Raw genomic sequence first — 18,018 nt, forward strand, 5'->3', positions numbered from 1 at the left:
TGCCGGAGTTTGGCGTGTTTACCTCAACCACTTATTAAGGGCAACGCACGGGCGGATTTGCGCCGCCCGGCGTGGCATTTGTGCACTTGTTTGATGGTGCATGTCGTTGTCCCAAAACCGCTGCACACCCTCGGGTCAAGCCCGAGGGCATGCTTTTGGGCGACATGCACTTAGAGCCTGCCCAACGCTTTCAGCTCATGCAGAACAGCGGCATCGCGGGCCGAGACATCCGGAAATTCCGGATCCTGCCCGACATCTGCGGTGTAGCGCCAGGACCGCGCGCATTTGACCAGGCCGCGATCCTCGGCCTTCTCGACCACCACGCCGACGCCCTTGACGTCGTCCAGCGTGAAAGCTCCTTGCGGCGCCGCGCCATGCCTGACGACGAGATCGCTGGTGATGGCGATCTCGGCCATGTCGACGTCGGCGATCGCCGCTTCCAGCGCTGCATCGTCGATGGCGACCACCGGAACGGCTTCCAGCGAAGAGCCGATCAGCTTTTCGGCGCGCGCGATCTCCAGCGCGCCGGTGACGACGCGACGAACCTGGCGGATCTTGCGCCATTTCTCGGCCAGCGCCTCGTCGCGCCAGTTCTGCGGGATAGCCGGAAACTGGTCGAGATGCACCGAGACGGCGTCCGGATGGCGGTCGAGCCAGGCTTCTTCCGTGGTGAAAGGCAGCATCGGCGCCAGCCACTTCACCAGGCATTCGAAGAGATGGCGCACCACCTGCACGGCCGCCTTGCGGCGCAGGCTCGAAGGCCCGTCGCAGTAGAGCGCATCCTTGCGGATGTCGAAATAGAAGGCCGACAACTCGACCACCATGAAATCGAGCAGCGCCCGGGTGATGCGCTTGAACTCGAAGGCGTCATAGCCCTGGCGCACCACCTCGTCGAGCTCGGACAGCCGGTGCAGCATCAGCCGCTCCAGTTCCGGCATGTTCTCCACCGGGACTTCCTCGCCATCGTCATGGGCGAGCGTGCCCAGCATCCAGCGGATGGTGTTCCGCAACTTGCGGTAGGCATCGATATTGGTCTGCAGCACGTTCTTGCCGAGCCGCTGATCTTCCCAATAGTCGGTCGTCACCACCCAGAGCCGCAGGATATCGGCGCCGGACTGCTTGATGACATCCTGCGGCACCACCGTGTTGCCGAGCGACTTCGACATCTTGCGGCCTTCCTCATCCATGGTGAAGCCATGGGTGATGACCGTGTCGTAGGGCGCCCTGCCCCTGGTGCCGCAGCTTTCGAGCAGCGAGGAATGGAACCAGCCGCGATGCTGGTCCGAGCCTTCGAGATAGACGTCGGCCGGCCATTTGAGGTCCGGGCGGTCCTCCAGCGTGAAGACATGCGTCGAGCCGGAATCGAACCAGACATCAAGGATGTCCATCACCTGGTGCCATTTCGTGGCGTCATGGTTACCGAGGAAACGCTCCTTGGCGCCTTCGGCGAACCAGGCGTCGGCGCCCTCCTTCTCGAAAGCATCCATGATGCGCTGGTTGACGGCATCGTCCTTCAGCACATTGCCGTCGACATCGGCGAAGACGGCGATCGGCACGCCCCAGGCGCGCTGACGCGACAGCACCCAGTCGGGCCGCTCCTCGATCATGGCGCGGATGCGGTTCTGGCCGGCGGCCGGCACGAAGCGCGTGTCGTCGATCGCCTTCAGCGCGCGGCTGCGCAGCGTCGTGCCGTCGCCGAGGTCCTTGTCCATATAGACAAACCATTGCGGCGTGTTGCGGAAGATGATCGGCTTCTTCGAGCGCCAGGAATGCGGGTAGCTGTGCTTCAGTCGGCCGCGCGCGAACAGCGCGTTGCGCTTGATCAGTTCGTCGATGACGGCCTGGTTGGCATTACCCTTCTTGCCGTTGTCGTCAATGACGCGCGCGGCTCCGCCTTCGCGGTCCGGGCCGAAGCCCGGCGCGTCCTTGGTGAAGAAGCCGCCATCATCGACCGGGAACGGGATCGCGGTGTCGACGCCGCGCGCCTTGAGTTCGGCGGCCGCGTCCATCCAGGCGTCGAAGTCCTCGCGACCGTGGCTGGGGGCGGTGTGCACGAAGCCGGTGCCGGCATCGTCGGTGACATGCTCGCCGGCGATCATCGGCACGGGATATTCGTAGCCGCCGCCAAGGCCCTTGAACGGATGCGAAAGCGTAAGGCTGGCAAGCTGTTCGGCCGAGACACTGTGAAGCCGGTTCAAGGTGACTTTGGCCTTGGCCGCGCTTTCCTCGGCCAATGCGTCGGCGAAGATCAGCTTCTCGCCCGGCTGCGGGCCGAAGGCGTTCTCCGCCGCCGTCACCTCATAGAGGCCATAAGCGACGCGCGGCGAATAGCTCACGGCGCGGTTACCCGGAAGCGTCCAGGGCGTGGTCGTCCAGATCACGACATGCGCCTCGACCAGGTCGAGCGCGGCCCCATCAAGGGCCGGCGCCGCGCCTGCCGTCGGCTGGGCGAGGCTCGCGACCGGGAACTTCACCCAGATCGTGTCGCTCTCGTAGTCCTGGTACTCGACCTCAGCCTCGGCCAGCGCCGTACGCTCGACCACGCTCCACATCACCGGCTTGGAGCCGCGATAGAGCTGGCCCGACATGGCGAATTTTAGCAGCTCGGCGGCGATGCGCGACTCGGCGTGGTAAGCCATCGTCGTATAGGGATTCTCGAAATCGCCGATCACGCCGAGGCGCTGGAACTCGCCGCCCTGCACCGTGATCCAATGCGTGGCAAAGTCGCGGCATTCCCTGCGGAACTCGTTGACCGGCACCTCGTCCTTGTTCTTGCCCTTGGCGCGGTACTGCTCCTCGATCTTCCATTCGATCGGCAGGCCATGGCAGTCCCAGCCTGGCACGTAATTGGCGTCGTAGCCGCGCATCTGGAAGGAGCGGTTGATGACGTCCTTGAGGATCTTGTTCAGCGCATGGCCGATATGGATGTTGCCGTTGGCGTAGGGCGGGCCGTCATGCAGCACGAATTTCTCGCGGCCGGCGGCTTCCTCGCGCAGCTTCCTGTAAAGGTCCATGTCCTGCCAGCGTTTGACCAGGACCGGCTCCTTCTCGGGCAGGCCGGCGCGCATCGGGAAATCCGTCTGCGGCAAATAAAGCGTGGTGGAATAGTCGATCGTCTTGGACGTATCGGTAGTCGGTTTGTCGTTCATTGATCTGCCATCTCAGGGGCCCAGCGATGTAGCGCCGGGCGTTGAATTATCATCTTCTTGAGAAAGCGCGAGGGGGCGCGCCAAAAGTCCCGGCGGCTCCGGCGGCGCTCAAGCCACCCGGAACACCGGGCCCGTAATTCGTATCGCGATCGCGAAAAGGCGCGAAAAGCTCTTCATGGCGAGGCTTTTAGCGGATGGCGCGGCAGGAATAAAGCGCGGATTTCAGGGGCCGGAGCCTTCCGGCGCTGCGAAACCTGGCCCACATCCGTCCAAAGCACCCCGGATCTGGCAGCGGTGGATGCCTTAAGGTGATCCGATCTATCCCCCGCGCCGTAGAAACATCGAAGGTAGGCGGAGAAGAGGCCGATGCGTGGGACGATCGTATTTCTCAGCTTAGCGCTAGCCACCTCGGTCGCGCATGCGGACGCGTTCGCGGAAAGCCGCGGGGTCTGGATGCGCGACGACGGCAACGCAAGGGTTTCCATCGCGCCGTGCGGACAACAATTGTGTGCAACCAATCTTTGGATCCGCGACACCAGCAAGGGCGAACAGGCCGGCGACAAGCTTATAATGACGCTGCGGCCAACGTCCGGTAGCACGCTGACCGGCAAGGCCTATGACCCCAAACGGAACCGCACTTATTCAATGACGCTCCAGGTGACGGCCGGCGGCCTCACAACGCGCGGATGCATGGCCGCGGGCCTGATTTGCAGAAACGTTCACTGGACGCCGGCGAAGTGATCGACCAGACGGGATGAGCAGAAAGACCCAATCGCCGACGATTGTGCTGTTCCGGCGGGACTTGCGCCTTGCCGACAATGCGGCGCTTGCGGCGGCGGCCGAACGCGGTTCGCCGATCCTGGCGCTCTACATTCTGGACGAAAAGAGCGAAAACGTCAGAACCATGGGAGCAGCCAGTCGCTGGTGGCTCCACCATTCGCTCAAGGCCCTGGGCGACGGCATGCGCGACATCGGCGCGACGCTGTTCATGGCACATGGCCGTACCGGCGACGTCGTTTCCAAGGCTATTTCCGCCAGCGGCGCCGACTGCGTGTTCTGGAACCGGCGCTACGAGCCGGCGGAAGCCGCGGTCGATGCCAGCCTGAAGACGCATCTGCGCGGCAATGGCCTGACGGCGCAGAGCTTCGACGGCGCGCTGCTGCACGAGCCGTCGCTTTTGAAGACCGGGGCCGGTACCTACTACAAAGTCTACACACCTTTCTCGAAGGCTCTGGAGAGCGCGTGGGACCCACGCGATCCGATCGACGCGCCAACGTCGATCGACGGGTGGACAGGGAGATTTGAAACGTCGTCCCTAGCTGATTTCGGACTTTTGCCCTGGAAGCCTGACTGGTCCGGCGGACTGGCCGAGCAGTGGGCTCCCGGTGAAGCGGGAGCGCAAGAGCGGTTTCGGCGCTTCGTCAGCGACGAATTGGCCGATTACGAGCGGAAGCGGGACATTCCGGCCGATCCGGCAACATCGCGATTGTCGCCTCACCTCGCCTTCGGTGAAATCACGCCCTACCAGTTGTTCGCCGGGCTTCGCCGGTCACGCAGCAACGGAGCGGCCAAGTTCCGCAAGGAGGTCGCCTGGCGCGAGTTTTCGTATCACCTGCTTTTCCACAACCCCGATCTGCGCAAGCGCAGTTTCCGCGCCGAGTTCGAGGCCTTCCCGTGGCGGGACAACGCGCCGGCGCTGAGCAAGTGGCAAAGCGGATCGACCGGATATCCGATCGTCGATGCCGGAATGAGAGAGCTTTGGCAGACAGGCTGGATGCACAATCGCGTGCGCATGGTCGCGGCGTCCTTTCTCATCAAGGATCTGATGATCGACTGGCGCCATGGTGAAAAGTGGTTCTGGGACACGCTTGTCGACGCGGACCCTGCCAACAATCCGGCAAGCTGGCAGTGGGTGGCCGGCTCCGGGGCGGACGCCGCCCCTTATTTCCGTATCTTCAACCCTGTGCTGCAAGGGGAGAAATTCGACCCTCGCGGCGACTACGTACGCCGTTATGTACCAGAAGTAGCAGCTTTGCCCGACCGCTACATCCACCGACCGTGGGAGGCGCCGGGCGGTGTCCTCAAGGAAAGTAGGATCGAACTTGGCCGGACATATCCGAAGCCGATCGTCGATCACGCGTCCGCACGCGACCGGGCACTGACCATCTACCAATCCATCAAAGGCCACGCCGACGACCATAACAAAGCAGGATGACCGCATGATCCGCCATGCCTTCGCATATGTCGCTACCCTGATCACATTCCTGGCTATCGACGCGGTGTGGCTGACGATGATGTCGCAGCGCCTTTACCGCCGCTATCTCGGCGACATCCTCGCCGACAGCGTCAATCCCGCTCCGGCCGCGCTGTTCTATCTGGTCTATGTCGCCGGGATCATCTTTTTCGCGACGGCGCCGGCTTTCTCCAGCGGCAAATGGACGACTGCCGCGCTCAACGGCGCGCTCTATGGGTTCTTCGCCTACGCGACCTACGACCTGACCAACCAGGCCACCGTCCGCGGCTGGCCGACAATCATCACCGTCGCCGATATCTGCTGGGGTTCGCTGCTCAGCGCGGCTGCAGCCACTCTTGGCTTCCTGCTGACCCGCTACTTTTTGCGCGGCGCCTGATCGCCACGCTGTTCGGAGGCTGCCACCGCACCGGACAACAAGAGGCCGATGAAGACGACCAACGTCGCGGCGCTGACGGCATTGAGGCCGACCATGGCGCTGTTGTCGGCCGCGGTGTAGGCGGCCAGCGGCTGGCCGAAGAAGCGGGCCGGGATGAGATAGGCCGCCGCGCCGAGCGCTATCACAACAAGCCCGATTGCCCGCTCCGACGGCCTGAACAGCGCGGCGCCGATCAGCGCGCACGGGAGGAGAAAAATCTCGACGCCGGAGCCGACGCCGAACGCCTTGGTGCTCACGATACCGTTGGCGATGCCGGTCAGCGGCAGCAAGATGCGGGCGGCAAGCGGATGGCGCTTCGCGATGGCCGGAACAGCGAGAAAAAAGGGCGTGGAGAAGAAGGTGAGAAAAGACGGCGCAATCTTGTCGGCTCCGACGGCGGCCCAAAGGTACAGTGGATAGAAGGGCTGGTTCCAGGCGACGACCAGAGCGATCCAATTGGCTGCGCTGGTCAGTGGATCGTCATGTGCCGCATAGGCGGAGACCCGGCGCCATCGCCGCGCAAGGCCATCCATGTCAGCCGGCCGGCCGCAGCAGATAGTGGCTGACGCCCCACTCCTTGCCCTCGGCATGGCCGAACAAGCCTTCGGTGGCGAGATAGAACAGCCGCCAACGGCGACGCCAAAGCGCTGCATCCGGCCCATAGACATCGGCAAGGATCTCGCCGATGCGTTCCCGGTTCTCGTCGAAACGCGCCAGCCATTGCCGCGCCGTGCGCGCGTAGTGCACGCCGTTCCAGCGCCAGTCGCGCTCGATGGCGAAGCAGTCGGGAAAATGGCTGATCAATCCGTGGCTCGGCATGATGCCGCCAGTGAAGAAATGCTGCGCGATCCAGTCGGCGTCGTCGCGATGGTCGAACCGATAAGGGCTGTGGCGGTGGCTGAAGACGTGAACGAACAGCCGGCCTTCCGGTTCAAGCCAGGTGCGGATGCGCGCCAGCAGGTCGCGCCAGTTGGACATATGCTCGAACATCTCGACCGACACGACACGGTCGAACCGGCCTGGCGGCTCGAAGGCGTTCATGTCGGCGGTGATGACCTCGACATTGGTGAGCCCGCGCGCCGCCGCTTCGGCCTGGATGTACAGGCGCTGCGGCGCCGAATTGGACACCGCAACGATGCGGGCCGCCGGAAAGCGCCGCGCCATGAACAGCGTCAGCGAACCCCAGCCGCAGCCCAGTTCGAGGATCAACTGGCCGTCGCGAAGCCCGGCATGCTCGACGGTCTGTTCCAGCGCCGCGATCTCGGCCTCGGCCAAGCTCTCGTTGCCGTGCGGGTAGAGGCAGCAGGAATATTTGCGATTGGGACCGAGCGTCAGGGCAAAGAATTCGGGCGGAAGCTCATAATGCTGCTCGTTCGCGGCCGCCGTGTGTTCGGCGATGGAATAGCCCACCATGTCGCCGGCAAAGCGCTTTTCGTCGACCGCTCCAGGCCTGGCCAGCCGCCGGCGCGTCTTCCCGACAAGGACGCCAATGCCGTAGCGCGTGGCGGAATCCGGTATAGGCGTGCGCTCTACGGCGCGGATAGCGGTTGAGATCAGGCTCAAGGTCATCTCCCTGCGTTGACGGTTGCCGCTTTCGGCCCTCCGGGCCAGAAGGCGTTGACGCGCGCCTTGTAGCGGCGGAACTCATCGCCTCGCGATCGCAGCATATGCGCCTCGAGCGGCGGGATGCCGGAGACATGGACCAGCAGCCAGTACATCAGCACAGGCCCAGCAAGCGCCGCGTAGCCCCATGGATAGGCTGCTGGAGAGCCGAGCGCGATCGCCGCGTAAGCCACCCAGCCCAGCCATTCGAAGAAGTAATTGGGATGCCTGGAGAGGCCCCACAGACCGATATCGCAGACCTTCCCCCTGTTGGTCGGCTTGGCGCGAAAGGCTGTCAATTGGCGATCCGCGAGCGCTTCGCCGCCGACAGCCACGAGGAGAATTACAATGCCGGTCAGGTCGCTGAAGCCAAGTTCAGGCGCCGGATTGTGGGCCGCGGCCATGATCGAAATCACCAGCAGGAACGCGGCGGCGGCCTGGACCTGCAGGAACCAGAATAGGCGGGAAGCGAAGCCGGCGCCCCAATCCTGCTTGAGCTGGCTGTAGCGCGGATCGTCGCGGCCGTCGCCAATAGTGCGCATCGCGATGTGGAGACCAAGCCGGAGCGACCAGGCGAGCGCGAGGATGGCGACGAGCCATTGACGACGCTCATTGTCGGCCTCGGCGGTGGCGACGAGCGCCACGTAGGCGCCGAAGATTCCGACCGCCAACGACCAGATCGCATCGACCCAACCGGACCTGCCGGTGCGGATCGCGATCAACCAAGCCACAGCCATGGTCAGGGCAAGACCGACCGCGGCAACGACGATGGCTGAGACGATGCCCATCGGCGATGCTCAGCCCCCGAACAGAGGCTGGATCAGCCTACCGAAGAAGCCGCGCAGCTTCGTCTGGCCCTCGACCGCGGCAATGCAGATGCATTCGCCTTCCTTGTCGACGATCGGCTGGTGCTGGACCTCGTCATCGGCTTCGTCGAGATCTCCCGGGCCGTAACGGCCGCGCGCGTCCGAGAACGAGCCTTTCAGCACATGCGTATATTCATTGCCGACATGCGTATGCTCCGGCAGCCTGCGCCCGGCGACGACTTTCAGCAGCATGACGTTGGCGCCGTCGTCGTCCGGCAATGTCACGCGGCTCCAGCGCACGCCCGGTCCGATCCATCGCCACGGGCCTATGCCGCAATCGTCCAGCACCTGCGGCAGCCGGATGCCCACATCGGCGCGCGGCAACCGCCTCGCCGGTGCGGCCGCAGCGTGATCGGCCTCATCGGCTTCGATCCTCGCCATGACGCCATCAAGCGCCCCCGCATCCATTTGATCCGGCTCGATGTCGTGCAGCAGCGAACCGCCCACGGCTTCGAACTCGCCGATCCGGGCGGCGCAGGCCGCGCAGCCGCCGACATGGACCGCCACGACGATACGCGGACCCGGTTCCAGCGAGCCGTTGGCGTAGCGGAACAGCGTCTCATCGCTTGGATGATGCTTGATCATTTGAGGTCGTCCAGGATTTGGCGCAGGCGGCCAAGGGCCAGCCTGACGCGCGATTTGACAGTGCCTAGCGCTATGCCGGAGGCTTCCGCGATCTCGGATTGGGTTTCCTCGCCGAAGAAGGATTTTTTCAGGATGTCGGCCTGCTCGGGAGGCAGCAGCGCAAGTGCGGTCCGCACCCGCTCCTCGCGCTGCGCCACGATCATCGCCTGCTCGCCCGAAACCGGCTCGTCCGGTTGGTCGGAGGGGTCGAAAGCCTCGGCAATCGCCGCCGGTCGGCCGTCACGGCGCAGCCGGTCGATCCGCGCATTGCGGGCGATGGTGAAGATCCAGGTTGATGCCCCCGCACGCGCGGGATCGAAATAGGACGCCTTCTTCCAGACCAGCAGCATGGTCTCTTGCGCAACATCCTCGGCAACGGATCCCGTCATTCCCGAGCGCCTCAGGAAGGCCTTCAGGCGCGGCGCGTAGAAACCGAACAAAACAGCGAAGGCCGCCCGATCGCGCTTGGCCGCGACAGCCATCAGCAAACGGCTGGCCTGCTGCGCCGACAGAACCTCCTGGTCCTTGCGCATGGTCACCGCCAATCCGGTCTTCGCGAAATCGAAGGCGAGAAAGGCTTTGTCGGCAATGAAGAGGTGTCCCGATGCATTCATACGCCCTGTTACGCCCGGCAATCCCTTTCGGATCACAAGCCGCGCAACGAATGCCGGAAACAGGTGATCCACAACCCGCACCGCTGCGTAGAAATCGAAACTAGGGGAGGAAGGCGGTCCCTTCCATAGCAAATCGGAGGGCGAGGATGGCTGGCGGCATGCATCTCGAAACGGACAAGCCGATGGACATCGCCGTTATCGGCAGCGGTATCTCAGGCCTGTCCGCGGCATGGCTGCTTTCGACACGCCACAAGGTCTCGCTGTTCGAGGCGGACCGGCGCCTCGGCGGCCACAGCAACACCGTCGATGCCGGCGGCACCCCGGTGGACACCGGCTTCATCGTCTATAACGAAGTTACCTACCCCAACCTGACGGCTTTGTTCGATCATCTCGGCGTGCGCAGCAAGGCTTCCGAGATGTCCTTCGCCGTCTCGCTTGACGGCGGGCGCCTGGAATATTCCGGAACCGGGCTCGGCGGGCTGCTGGCGCAACCGGCCAATGTCGGCCGGCTGCGCTTCTGGCAAATGCTCAAGGAATTGCTGCGCTTCTATCGCGAGGCGCCATACGACATCGCGCGCATCGGCGAGATCAGCCTCGCCGAATATCTCGACGCCAAGGGCTATGGCGCGGCGTTCCGTGACGACCATCTCTATCCGATGGCAGCGGCGATCTGGTCGACGCCGGCGCTGGAGGTCGGCAGCTATCCGGCGGCGGCCTTCATACGCTTCTGCGAGAACCATGGTTTGTTGAAGCTGGCGGGACGGCCAATCTGGCGCACCGTCGACGGCGGCAGCCGCAAATATGTCGAGCGCCTGGCAAACAGCATCGCCGGCCGCGCTTTTGCCGGGCGCGGCGTGCGCTCGATTAGCAGGCGCGACGGCGCGGTGTGGCTTAACGACAGCGAAGGCACAGAGCAGCGTTTCGACCATGTCGTGGTCGCTACCCATGCCGACCAGGCGCTGCGCATGCTTTCCGATCCGGGCGATGACGAAGCGCGGCTGCTCGGCAGTTTCGGCTACAGCCGCAACGAGGCGGTGCTGCATGCGGACCCGCGCCTGATGCCGCGCCGCAAGCGCGCCTGGTCGAGCTGGAACTATCTGACCGAAGGCCAAGGTGAAACCCGAAAGCTCTCCGTTACGTATTGGATGAACAGGCTGCAATCGCTGCCTGACGATCAGCAGCTCTTCGTCACGCTCAATCCCGTCGTCGAGCCGGAGGCCAACATAGTGCGGCATCGCGAAACCTACGAACACCCCATCTTCGATGCCGCAGCGATGCGGGCACAGCGGAAGCTGTGGTCGCTGCAGAGCAGCCGCAACACCTGGTTCTGCGGCGCCTATTTCGGCGCCGGCTTCCACGAGGACGGCCTGCAGGCGGGCCTTGCCGTTGCCGAAGCGCTGGGTGGGGTTCGCCGACCCTGGAACGTGGCGAACGAATCCGGCCGGATCCACATCATCGATGCCGCGACGCGGCCAAACCTCGCGGCGGCGTGATGCCCGAGCTGAGGTCAGCCCTCTATGCCGGCAAGGTCATGCACCAGCGGCTTAAGCCGCTGCGGCATCGGCTTTCCTATCGCATGTTCTTCCTGCTGCTCGACCTCGACGAGATCGACGCGCTGGGCAGTCGGCTTCGCCTGTTGTCGCACAACCGGTTCAACCTTTTCGGCTTCGCCGACGCGGATCACGGCGACGGCGCGGGCGGATCGCTGAAGGCCTATGTCGAACGTCAGCTCGAGGCGGCGGGCATCGAAACGGATGGCGGTCCGATCCAGCTGCTGTCCATGCCGCGCATGCTCGGCTATGCCTTCAATCCGATCAGCCTCTATTTCTGCCACGACCGGCAGGGCGACCTGCAGGCGATCCTCTACGAGGTCAACAACACGTTCGGCCAGCGCCACAGCTACCTGATCCCGGTTGGGGACAGGCGTGACGGCATCATCCGGCAACACTGCGACAAGCGCTTCTACGTTTCGCCTTTCATGGCCATGGGAATGGACTACCGCTTCCGCATCGGTCTGCCGGGCGAGAACGTCGCCATCCACATCACCGGCAGTGACGGCGGGGGACCGCTGATCGTCGCCAGCTTCTCCGGAAAGCGCCGCGAGCTCACTGATGGCGCGCTCATGCGCGCGTTCCTGTCCTATCCGCTGCTGACGCTGAAAGTGGTTGCTGGCATCCATTGGGAAGCGCTGTTGCTCTGGCTAAAGGGCGTGCGCCTCCAGCAGCGCCCTACCCCACCGCACCAACCCATCACCCATGTCGCCGTGCCTAGACAGAGAAAGACCGAGCCCGATGTCGTTGGATACTGAAACCAGGACGAAAGCCGACCTCCGGTCCGGCATATTCGTCGGCCCGGTGCTGAAACGGCTGCTCGGCTGCCTGAAAGTGGGCAAGATCACCGTGCGCATGCCGAACGGCGCCACCCTGGACCATCAGACCGGCAGACCCGGCCCTGAAGCGACGGTGGCGCTGCATCGCTGGCGCGCGCTGCGGCGTCTGCTCACCGGCGGCGACATCGCCTTTGCAGAGGCCTATATGGACGGCGACTGGTCGAGCCCCGACCTGCCGGCACTGCTCGAGCTCGCTGCGGTCAACATCGCCGAGATCGAGCATGCCATCACCGGCCTGCTGCCCGTCCGCCTGTTCAACCGCGCGCGCCATCTGCTGCGCGCCAACAGCCGTAGCGGTAGCAAACGAAACATCGCCTTCCACTATGATCTCGGCAACGACTTCTACCGCCTGTGGCTCGATCCGAGCATGACCTATTCGTCGGCACTTTACCGAGCCGACAGCGACACGCTGGAGGAGGCGCAGGACCATAAACTCGACCGCATCGCAGAGTTGCTTGCGCCGTCGCCAGGCGCCGAGGTCCTCGAGATCGGCTGCGGCTGGGGCACGCTGGCCGCGCGGCTGGCCAAAGCCGGCGCCGACGTCAAAGGGATCACGCTCTCAACGGAACAGTTGGCCTGTGCCAGAGAGACGGCGGAGCGGGAGAATGTTTGCGATCAGGCTTGCTTCGAGCTGCAGGACTATCGCGACTGCCATGGCGCGTTCGATCGCATCGTCTCGATCGAGATGCTGGAAGCGGTGGGCGAGCAGTACTGGCCGGTCTATTTCGACAGGCTGAGGCAGTTGCTGAAAGCCGACGGCAAGGCCGTGCTGCAGGTGATCACCATCGACGACAGCCGCTTCGAGTTCTACCGCAAGGGCGCCGATTTCATCCAGCGCTACATCTTTCCGGGCGGCATGCTGCCGACCAAGGCGCTGATCGCATCTCACGCGGAGAAAGCCGGGCTGAAGCTCGTCGCTTCGGAGTGCTTCGGCGACAGCTATGCACGAACACTGGCCGAATGGCGCACGCGCTTCCGTCAGAACTCCGGAGCCGTGCAAGCGCTGGGCTTCGACCAACGCTTCCGCCGGCTGTGGGATTATTATCTCGCTTATTGCGAGGCAGGTTTCAGGGCCGGCACGATCGACGTGGGGCTTTTCGTCCTTCAACCCGATCGGAACTGATCCGGCCAAGCCTCAGCCTACATCGTGAAATTGAAGCGGTAGGTGGCCGATACGCCGAACATCCATTGGTCGCGGTCGCCACGCTCCTTGACCAGGCTGGAATCGGCCGCCGGTCCCATCAGGCGCGAGTACTCGGTGAAGACGCTGGTCGTGATCGGATCGGTTACCTTCCAGGTGATGGCGCCGCCGAGTCCGGTCGACTTCAGGCCGGAGCCCGGATGGTATTCACTTAGGCCCGAAGCAGCCGCTTCCTTGGCGTTGACGCCGTAATAGGCGTCGAAATAGTCGGACGAAGCGAAGGACACGCGCGGCCCACCGGAGATGCGCACGGTCGGCGTGATGTCATAGAAGGCGTCGACGTCAATGTCGGCGACGAAGCCGTTATGAGAGCGGATGCCGTGCCGGAGCTCGGCGCGCGCCCTCACCCAGTCCAGCGGATAGAATTCGAAGAAGCCACCCGCCTCGCCGCCGAAGCGCACCGGGTCGAGACCCTTCAGCTCGTCCTTGCTTTCGCGCGAGAAAATAAGCTTGCCGGTCAGGCCGGCGCGCACCGAGCCGTCGTCGATCAGCGCCAGCGAGATGTTGTCGTTGCGCGAGGTAAAGCGCGCCTCCGGGCCGACCTTGCCGAGCGAGATGATCGGCTGGGCGCTAAGCATATAGCGCTTGCTGCCCTCGAAATTCGGCGCGACGAGACCGGTAGCGCCGAGCGTCAGGTACCAGTCGCCGGAGAACCAGCTACCCTCGCCTGCCTGGGCGGCGGAGACGGTGAGCAGGCCGGCTGCCAACGCCAGCGGAATCGTGCGGACAATACGCATCCTTACCCCTTACGCGAAACCCGCCGGCAGGGCTACCCGCCAGCGTAAAAGCCATGGCTCGGCTTCAGTAAAATTTGACTTAAAATCCGAAACATCCCGACAGCGGGCCAAGTGGATCAGATACTGCGCGGCGCCGTCGGCAAGTCCAGCAGCCTGGTGACGGTCCTGGCTCCCTTTCCCGAAGCGCGCACCGATCCATCGTCGCCCACCTCGACCGTGGCGCCGCTGGCGAAGCTGAGCGACCAGCCGTCGCCCTTCGCGTTGCGCCGGCGATCGGTGAGCTCGATGCCGGCGGCCGTGACCAGGGCGACGATCCTGTCAGCGTCCATCGCCTTCCTCCGGACACGGGCCTTCAATTGAGGTCGAGCCCGCCGGTGAGATCGCCGAGCGGCGGCTCGCCATTCGCCGCAACGGCCCGGTCGCGAACCACGATGCCGCGCAGCACGGGCAATTCGAAGCGCTCGGTGATGAAGCGCAGGATCGAGGTCGTGTCATAGGGCGTATGATCGACGTAGCCGTGCTTGGCGAAGGGTGAAACGATGATCGCCGGGATCCGCGTGCCCGGGCCCCAACGATCGGCCTTGGGCGGAGCGACGTGATCCCAGATGCCGCCATTCTCGTCATAAGTGACGACGACCAGCATATGCGGCCATTGCGGGCTCTTCTCGAGATGGGCGATGACATCGGCGATGTGGTGGTCGCCGGCCTGGATGTCGGCATAGCCGGAATGCTCGTTGAGATTGCCTTGCGGCTTGTAGAAGGAGACCTGCGGCAGGGCGCCATCGTCGATGGCCTGGATGAAACTCGCGCCACCGACGCCGCCGTCACGCAGATGCTCGCGCCTGGCCTCAGTGCCCGGCGCGTAGTTGGCATAGTAGTTGAACGGCTGGTGATGGTACTGGAAATTCGGGATCGGCGTGTGGTTGCCGTGGTCGAGCGTGTATTGCCAGGCGCCCGAGTACCACGCCCAGCTGACATGCTTGAGACTGAGCATGTCGCCGATGGTCGGTTCGGTCTGCGGCGGCAGCGTGGTGGGCTTGGCCGGATCCGCCAGCAGCGGATCACCGCCAGCCGCCGGATCGTTGCCGCTCGGCTGGTAAGGCGGCTGCATCGTGTTCACCGCATAGAAATCCGGCGTCAGATTGCCGTCGGAGACGAATTTAGGGATACCGTCGCCCGCCGATTTCGGCGAGTTGTCGGCGATCTTCAGCGCCGTGCCGCTATCGTCCGTCACCGAGATCGAGGGCTTGGCAGGGCTCTTGTCGGCATTGGCGTAGTAAGGCGCGCAGGCGCAGATCAGCCATTGGTGGTTGAAGAAAGAGCCGCCAAAGCCGCCCATGAAGAAATGATCGTCCAATACGTATTTCTGCGCCACCGCCCACATGTCGGTCTTCGACGCGTCCCAGTTGCTCATCGGCATGGCGCCTGAATCGGCCCAGGCGACGAACATGTCGTTCTTGCCGCCGTTGATCTGCATCTGGTTCTGGTAGTAGCGGTGCCAGAGATCGTGCGTCGTGACGCTGAGCGCCACGTTGAAGCCCTTGGCGTCGTTGACAGTGAAGGGCGCGTTGGGAAGGTGCTCCGTCATCGCCTGCGTTACCGGCGGCGTCACGCCCTTGGCGGTCAGCCCGTCCCAGACCGGCGGCAGTTCGGACAGCACCGAGCCGTCACGATCGCGCTGCTGCAGGCTCTCCTGGCTTGCCTTGTCGATGCCCTCAGCGCCGGGAAAATGGCCGTACAGATTGTCGAAGGCTCGGTTCTCCGCAAAGATGACCACCACCGTCTCGATCTTGGAGATGCCGTCCGGCGGATCGCCGGGCTGCGCGGCGAAAGCGGCAGCGGCCGCACATAGGGCGAGTGTCGAGGAAAACAGGGCGAGCCAAAGGGTTCGCTTCATGGCCATACCTCCCTAGCGCAAGATGGGATGACACCAGCTTCGGCGCAGCTTGGCAATAGCCACCGCGCTGGACGGGTAGTGCCATCGGGATTACCTTCGATTGTGTGCGGAACGCGCGGCCAATTCTGGAGGGAGCAAGGTCATGACACTGCCCAGCGATGCCCTGAGAGACGCAATCGGAAAGACGCGCGACAAGTGGGGATGGTTCGTGGCGTTGGGCGTGCTGCTGCTGATTTTCGGCGGCATCGCCTTCGGCAATCTGATGATCGCCACCGTCGCCTCGGTCTATGTCGTAGGCTGGCTTATGCTAATGGCCGGAATCATCGAGATCATCCACGCCTTCGGCGTCAAGACCTGGGGCCGTTTCTTCTACTGGCTGTTGAGCGGCCTGCTCTATGCCGTTGCCGGCTTCTTCGCCTTCGACAACCCATTGCTCGCCTCGGCGGCGCTGACGCTGCTTCTGGCCATTGCGCTGGTCGCCTCCGGCCTGTTCAGGGCATGGGTCGGCTACAACCACCGGCCCGAGAAGGGCTGGGGCTGGCTGGTCATCGCCGGAGCTATTTCCATCTTGCTCGGCCTGACCATCGCCATGGGCTGGCCGGTCAACAGCCTTTGGGTGCTGGGCCTGTTCCTGGCCATCGACCTGGTCTTCCAGGGGTGGAGCTTCATTGCCATCGGGCTGGCGCTGAAGCGGTAAGGATTCTCGAATTCGGCATGATCTTATGCAAAAATCGGATCCCAACTTTTTGGGATCATGCCGCTCAGTCCACGTTGAGCAGCGTCACGGCGATCAGCGCCAGCGCGATGCCCAGATATTGCGCGGCCGACACCTCTTCCTTGAAGACGAGCGCGCCGACCAACACTGCGCCGGCGACCACGATCGTGTTGACCAGCGCACCGGTAACGGCGAGGTTCAGCCGCGTGTTGATCATGGCAAAGGCAAAGTAGGATACCGGCGACAGCAGCATGACCACGGCAAGGCTGCGGCCGCTGCCTGTCTTGCCCCAATGCGCGCTCAAGCCATCGCAAAGGATGAACAGCGCGGCGCAGACCAGCACGACAATCAGGACGACCGGATCGATCTTCATCGAGGCGTTTTGCAAGCTCGAGCGCCCCAGCACGATGAAATGTTTCACGAACCGCAGATCAACATTTCGATCTACTCGCCGAGAGCGTCTCACCGTTTCACGGAAACGGCGAGGCGCTCTAACCCTCTGTTTCACGCAACTCCGGACGGAAAAACGCTCACACTTTTCCTGGAATTGCTCCAGTTAGAACGCGATCGCGGCGTCCAGCTCGGAGAGCGGGCGCACTCCGGCCAGCAGCGCCCTCGCCTCGGCCTCGTCCGTCTTCATCTGTGCCACCAGCGCATCGAGGCCGTCGAATTTGAGCTCGGGGCGCAAGAAGCCGAAGAAAGACACCCTGCAGGTCTCGCCATAGAGGTCGCCGGAGAAATCGAACAGGAAGGTTTCGAGAAGCGGCGCGCCATTGTCGTCGACTGTCGGGCGGCGGCCGAAGCTGGCGACCCCGTCATGGAGCGTGCCGTCGGCGCGGCGGAAGCGGACGGCATAAATGCCTTCCTTGAGCGCGGCTTCCGGCGAAAGCCGCATATTGGCGGTCGGGAAGCCCAGCGTGCGGCCGAGTTGCTGGCCGCCGATAACTTCCGCCTCGACGGTGAAGCGATAGCCGAGCAGACCGGCCGCCTCCTCGACCTTGCCGTCGGCAAGCAGCGCGCGAATGCGGCTCGACGAGACGACCTCCGCGCCCTCGTCGCGAAAAGCATCGACCAGCGTCACGCCGAAGCCATGGCGCGCGCCGGCTGCCATCAGGAAGGCCGGGCCGCCTTGGCGGTCCTTGCCGAAATGGAAGTCAAAGCCGGTGACGGCGTGGTGGATGCCGAGATTCTTCTCCAGCACGTCGGTGACGAAAGCCTCGGCGGAAAGCGAAGCAAAATCGCGTGTGAACGGCTGCTCGACCAGAGCGGCAAAGCCGAGCTCGGCCAGGAGCCGCGCCTTCATCGGCGGCGGCGTCAGAACGAAGAGCGGCACGTCGGGCCGGAACACCTTTCTCGGATGTGGTTCGAAGCAGAGCACCAGCGCCGGCACATTGTTGCCACGCGCTTCGCCCAGCGCGCGTTCCAGCACCGACTGGTGGCCGCGATGCACGCCGTCGAAATTGCCGATCGCCACGACACCGCCGCGCAGATGCGCCGGCAGCGGCGCGGTTGCGGATATGCGTTCGAAAGTCTGCGTCATCCAGGAAGCGCCCGT

At 63.9% G+C, this 18,018-nt stretch carries 18 protein-coding genes; 7 read left to right on the forward strand and 11 right to left on the reverse strand.

What is annotated here, in order from left to right:
* Positions 1-170: 170 nt before the first annotated feature.
* Positions 171-3,149, reverse strand: coding sequence for an isoleucine--tRNA ligase (gene ileS, locus FJ988_RS16755; protein WP_140819454.1), 2,979 nt, complete (start codon positions 3,147-3,149; stop codon positions 171-173).
* 366 nt (positions 3,150-3,515) lie between these two features.
* On the opposite strand from ileS, the gene FJ988_RS16760 reads away from it, so the two are divergent.
* The 3 genes from FJ988_RS16760 to FJ988_RS16770 are packed head-to-tail and all read left to right on the forward strand — an operon-like array spanning position 3,516 to position 5,779.
* Entirely contained in the window at positions 3,516-3,890 is a 375-nt protein-coding gene (locus tag FJ988_RS16760; protein ID WP_140819455.1) for a DUF2147 domain-containing protein, read from the forward strand.
* 13 nt (positions 3,891-3,903) lie between these two features.
* Complete coding sequence (locus FJ988_RS16765; protein ID WP_140819456.1) at positions 3,904-5,364, forward strand: deoxyribodipyrimidine photo-lyase; 1,461 nt, start codon at positions 3,904-3,906, stop codon at positions 5,362-5,364.
* 4 nt (positions 5,365-5,368) lie between these two features.
* On the forward strand, positions 5,369-5,779 hold the full coding sequence (locus FJ988_RS16770) for a DUF2177 family protein (RefSeq protein WP_140819457.1): 411 nt from the start codon (positions 5,369-5,371) through the stop codon (positions 5,777-5,779).
* Here FJ988_RS16770 and FJ988_RS16775 read toward each other — a convergent pair.
* From FJ988_RS16775 to FJ988_RS16795, 5 genes are read right to left on the reverse strand one after another with little or no spacing between them, the layout of a single operon-like run.
* Positions 5,758-6,351 carry a hypothetical protein gene (locus tag FJ988_RS16775; protein WP_140819458.1) on the reverse strand — a complete coding sequence of 198 codons (594 nt, stop codon included), beginning with the start codon at positions 6,349-6,351 and terminating at the stop codon, positions 5,758-5,760. The genes FJ988_RS16770 and FJ988_RS16775 overlap by 22 nt on opposite strands.
* A 1-nt stretch (position 6,352) precedes the next feature.
* Positions 6,353-7,381, reverse strand: coding sequence for a cyclopropane-fatty-acyl-phospholipid synthase family protein (locus FJ988_RS16780; protein ID WP_140819459.1), 1,029 nt, complete (start codon positions 7,379-7,381; stop codon positions 6,353-6,355).
* Positions 7,382-7,383: 2 nt separating this feature from the next.
* On the reverse strand, positions 7,384-8,208 hold the full coding sequence (locus FJ988_RS16785; RefSeq protein WP_140819460.1) for a DUF1295 domain-containing protein: 825 nt from the start codon (positions 8,206-8,208) through the stop codon (positions 7,384-7,386).
* Between the two features lie 9 nt (positions 8,209-8,217).
* Positions 8,218-8,871, reverse strand: coding sequence for a ChrR family anti-sigma-E factor (locus FJ988_RS16790; RefSeq protein WP_140819461.1), 654 nt, complete (start codon positions 8,869-8,871; stop codon positions 8,218-8,220).
* Complete coding sequence (locus FJ988_RS16795; RefSeq protein ID WP_140819462.1) at positions 8,868-9,524, reverse strand: sigma-70 family RNA polymerase sigma factor; 657 nt, start codon at positions 9,522-9,524, stop codon at positions 8,868-8,870. Before FJ988_RS16795 ends, FJ988_RS16790 begins: the two co-directional genes overlap by 4 nt.
* Before the next feature lie 158 nt (positions 9,525-9,682).
* Here FJ988_RS16795 and FJ988_RS16800 point away from each other — a divergent pair, with 158 nt between their 5' ends.
* Genes FJ988_RS16800 through FJ988_RS16810 form a run of 3 tightly spaced genes read left to right on the forward strand, consistent with a single transcriptional unit; the run spans position 9,683 to position 13,036 of the window.
* A complete protein-coding gene (locus FJ988_RS16800; RefSeq protein ID WP_246688571.1) occupies positions 9,683-11,017 on the forward strand; it encodes an NAD(P)/FAD-dependent oxidoreductase in 1,335 nt (444 codons plus the stop codon).
* Positions 11,014-11,832: a DUF1365 domain-containing protein gene (locus FJ988_RS16805; protein ID WP_140819464.1), complete on the forward strand. Its 819-nt coding sequence runs from the start codon at positions 11,014-11,016 to the stop codon at positions 11,830-11,832. Before FJ988_RS16800 ends, FJ988_RS16805 begins: the two co-directional genes overlap by 4 nt.
* Entirely contained in the window at positions 11,816-13,036 is a 1,221-nt protein-coding gene (locus FJ988_RS16810) for a cyclopropane-fatty-acyl-phospholipid synthase family protein (protein ID WP_140819465.1), read from the forward strand. The genes FJ988_RS16805 and FJ988_RS16810 overlap by 17 nt, the downstream gene beginning before the upstream one ends.
* Positions 13,037-13,053: 17 nt before the next feature.
* Here the strand turns inward: FJ988_RS16810 and FJ988_RS16815 are convergent, their stop codons facing one another.
* From FJ988_RS16815 to FJ988_RS16825, 3 genes are all read right to left on the reverse strand, one after another.
* A complete protein-coding gene (locus FJ988_RS16815; protein ID WP_140819466.1) occupies positions 13,054-13,851 on the reverse strand; it encodes a MipA/OmpV family protein in 798 nt (265 codons plus the stop codon).
* A 116-nt stretch (positions 13,852-13,967) separates the two neighbouring features.
* Complete coding sequence (locus FJ988_RS16820) at positions 13,968-14,180, reverse strand: hypothetical protein (RefSeq protein ID WP_140819467.1); 213 nt, start codon at positions 14,178-14,180, stop codon at positions 13,968-13,970.
* 23 nt (positions 14,181-14,203) lie between these two features.
* The gene (locus FJ988_RS16825) at positions 14,204-15,748 is read right to left on the reverse strand and encodes an acid phosphatase (protein ID WP_246688572.1); all 1,545 of its coding nucleotides are present in this window, start codon (positions 15,746-15,748) and stop codon (positions 14,204-14,206) included.
* Between the two features lie 142 nt (positions 15,749-15,890).
* On the opposite strand from FJ988_RS16825, the gene FJ988_RS16830 reads away from it, so the two are divergent.
* A complete protein-coding gene (locus FJ988_RS16830) occupies positions 15,891-16,445 on the forward strand; it encodes an HdeD family acid-resistance protein (protein WP_140819469.1) in 555 nt (184 codons plus the stop codon).
* A 64-nt stretch (positions 16,446-16,509) separates the two neighbouring features.
* Here the strand turns inward: FJ988_RS16830 and FJ988_RS16835 are convergent, their stop codons facing one another.
* Both FJ988_RS16835 and FJ988_RS16840 read right to left on the reverse strand, forming a co-directional pair.
* Positions 16,510-16,884 (reverse strand): hypothetical protein, encoded by a 375-nt coding sequence (locus FJ988_RS16835; RefSeq protein ID WP_246688573.1) that lies wholly within the window; start codon positions 16,882-16,884, stop codon positions 16,510-16,512.
* A 135-nt stretch (positions 16,885-17,019) separates the two neighbouring features.
* Complete coding sequence (locus tag FJ988_RS16840) at positions 17,020-18,003, reverse strand: bifunctional riboflavin kinase/FAD synthetase (protein ID WP_140819470.1); 984 nt, start codon at positions 18,001-18,003, stop codon at positions 17,020-17,022.
* Positions 18,004-18,018 lie beyond the last annotated feature (15 nt).

It is taken from the genome of Mesorhizobium sp. CU3, from assembly GCF_006442965.1.
Lineage (GTDB): Bacteria > Pseudomonadota > Alphaproteobacteria > Rhizobiales > Rhizobiaceae > Mesorhizobium.

Excerpts from the sequence above, each read along its gene's own strand:
- ileS (WP_140819454.1), bottom strand. The coding sequence starts at position 3,149 with ATGAACGACAAACCGACTACCGATACGTCCAAGACGATCGACTATTCC.
- FJ988_RS16760 (WP_140819455.1), top strand. The coding sequence starts at position 3,516 with ATGCGTGGGACGATCGTATTTCTCAGCTTAGCGCTAGCCACCTCGGTC.
- FJ988_RS16765 (WP_140819456.1), top strand. The coding sequence starts at position 3,904 with ATGAGCAGAAAGACCCAATCGCCGACGATTGTGCTGTTCCGGCGGGAC.
- FJ988_RS16770 (WP_140819457.1), top strand. The coding sequence starts at position 5,369 with ATGATCCGCCATGCCTTCGCATATGTCGCTACCCTGATCACATTCCTG.
- FJ988_RS16775 (WP_140819458.1), bottom strand. The coding sequence starts at position 6,351 with ATGGATGGCCTTGCGCGGCGATGGCGCCGGGTCTCCGCCTATGCGGCA.
- FJ988_RS16785 (WP_140819460.1), bottom strand. The coding sequence starts at position 8,208 with ATGGGCATCGTCTCAGCCATCGTCGTTGCCGCGGTCGGTCTTGCCCTG.
- FJ988_RS16790 (WP_140819461.1), bottom strand. The coding sequence starts at position 8,871 with ATGATCAAGCATCATCCAAGCGATGAGACGCTGTTCCGCTACGCCAAC.
- FJ988_RS16795 (WP_140819462.1), bottom strand. The coding sequence starts at position 9,524 with ATGAATGCATCGGGACACCTCTTCATTGCCGACAAAGCCTTTCTCGCC.
- FJ988_RS16800 (WP_246688571.1), top strand. The coding sequence starts at position 9,683 with ATGCATCTCGAAACGGACAAGCCGATGGACATCGCCGTTATCGGCAGC.
- FJ988_RS16810 (WP_140819465.1), top strand. The coding sequence starts at position 11,816 with ATGTCGTTGGATACTGAAACCAGGACGAAAGCCGACCTCCGGTCCGGC.
- FJ988_RS16815 (WP_140819466.1), bottom strand. The coding sequence starts at position 13,851 with ATGCGTATTGTCCGCACGATTCCGCTGGCGTTGGCAGCCGGCCTGCTC.
- FJ988_RS16820 (WP_140819467.1), bottom strand. The coding sequence starts at position 14,180 with ATGGACGCTGACAGGATCGTCGCCCTGGTCACGGCCGCCGGCATCGAG.
- FJ988_RS16825 (WP_246688572.1), bottom strand. The coding sequence starts at position 15,748 with ATGAAGCGAACCCTTTGGCTCGCCCTGTTTTCCTCGACACTCGCCCTA.
- FJ988_RS16830 (WP_140819469.1), top strand. The coding sequence starts at position 15,891 with ATGACACTGCCCAGCGATGCCCTGAGAGACGCAATCGGAAAGACGCGC.
- FJ988_RS16840 (WP_140819470.1), bottom strand. The coding sequence starts at position 18,003 with ATGACGCAGACTTTCGAACGCATATCCGCAACCGCGCCGCTGCCGGCG.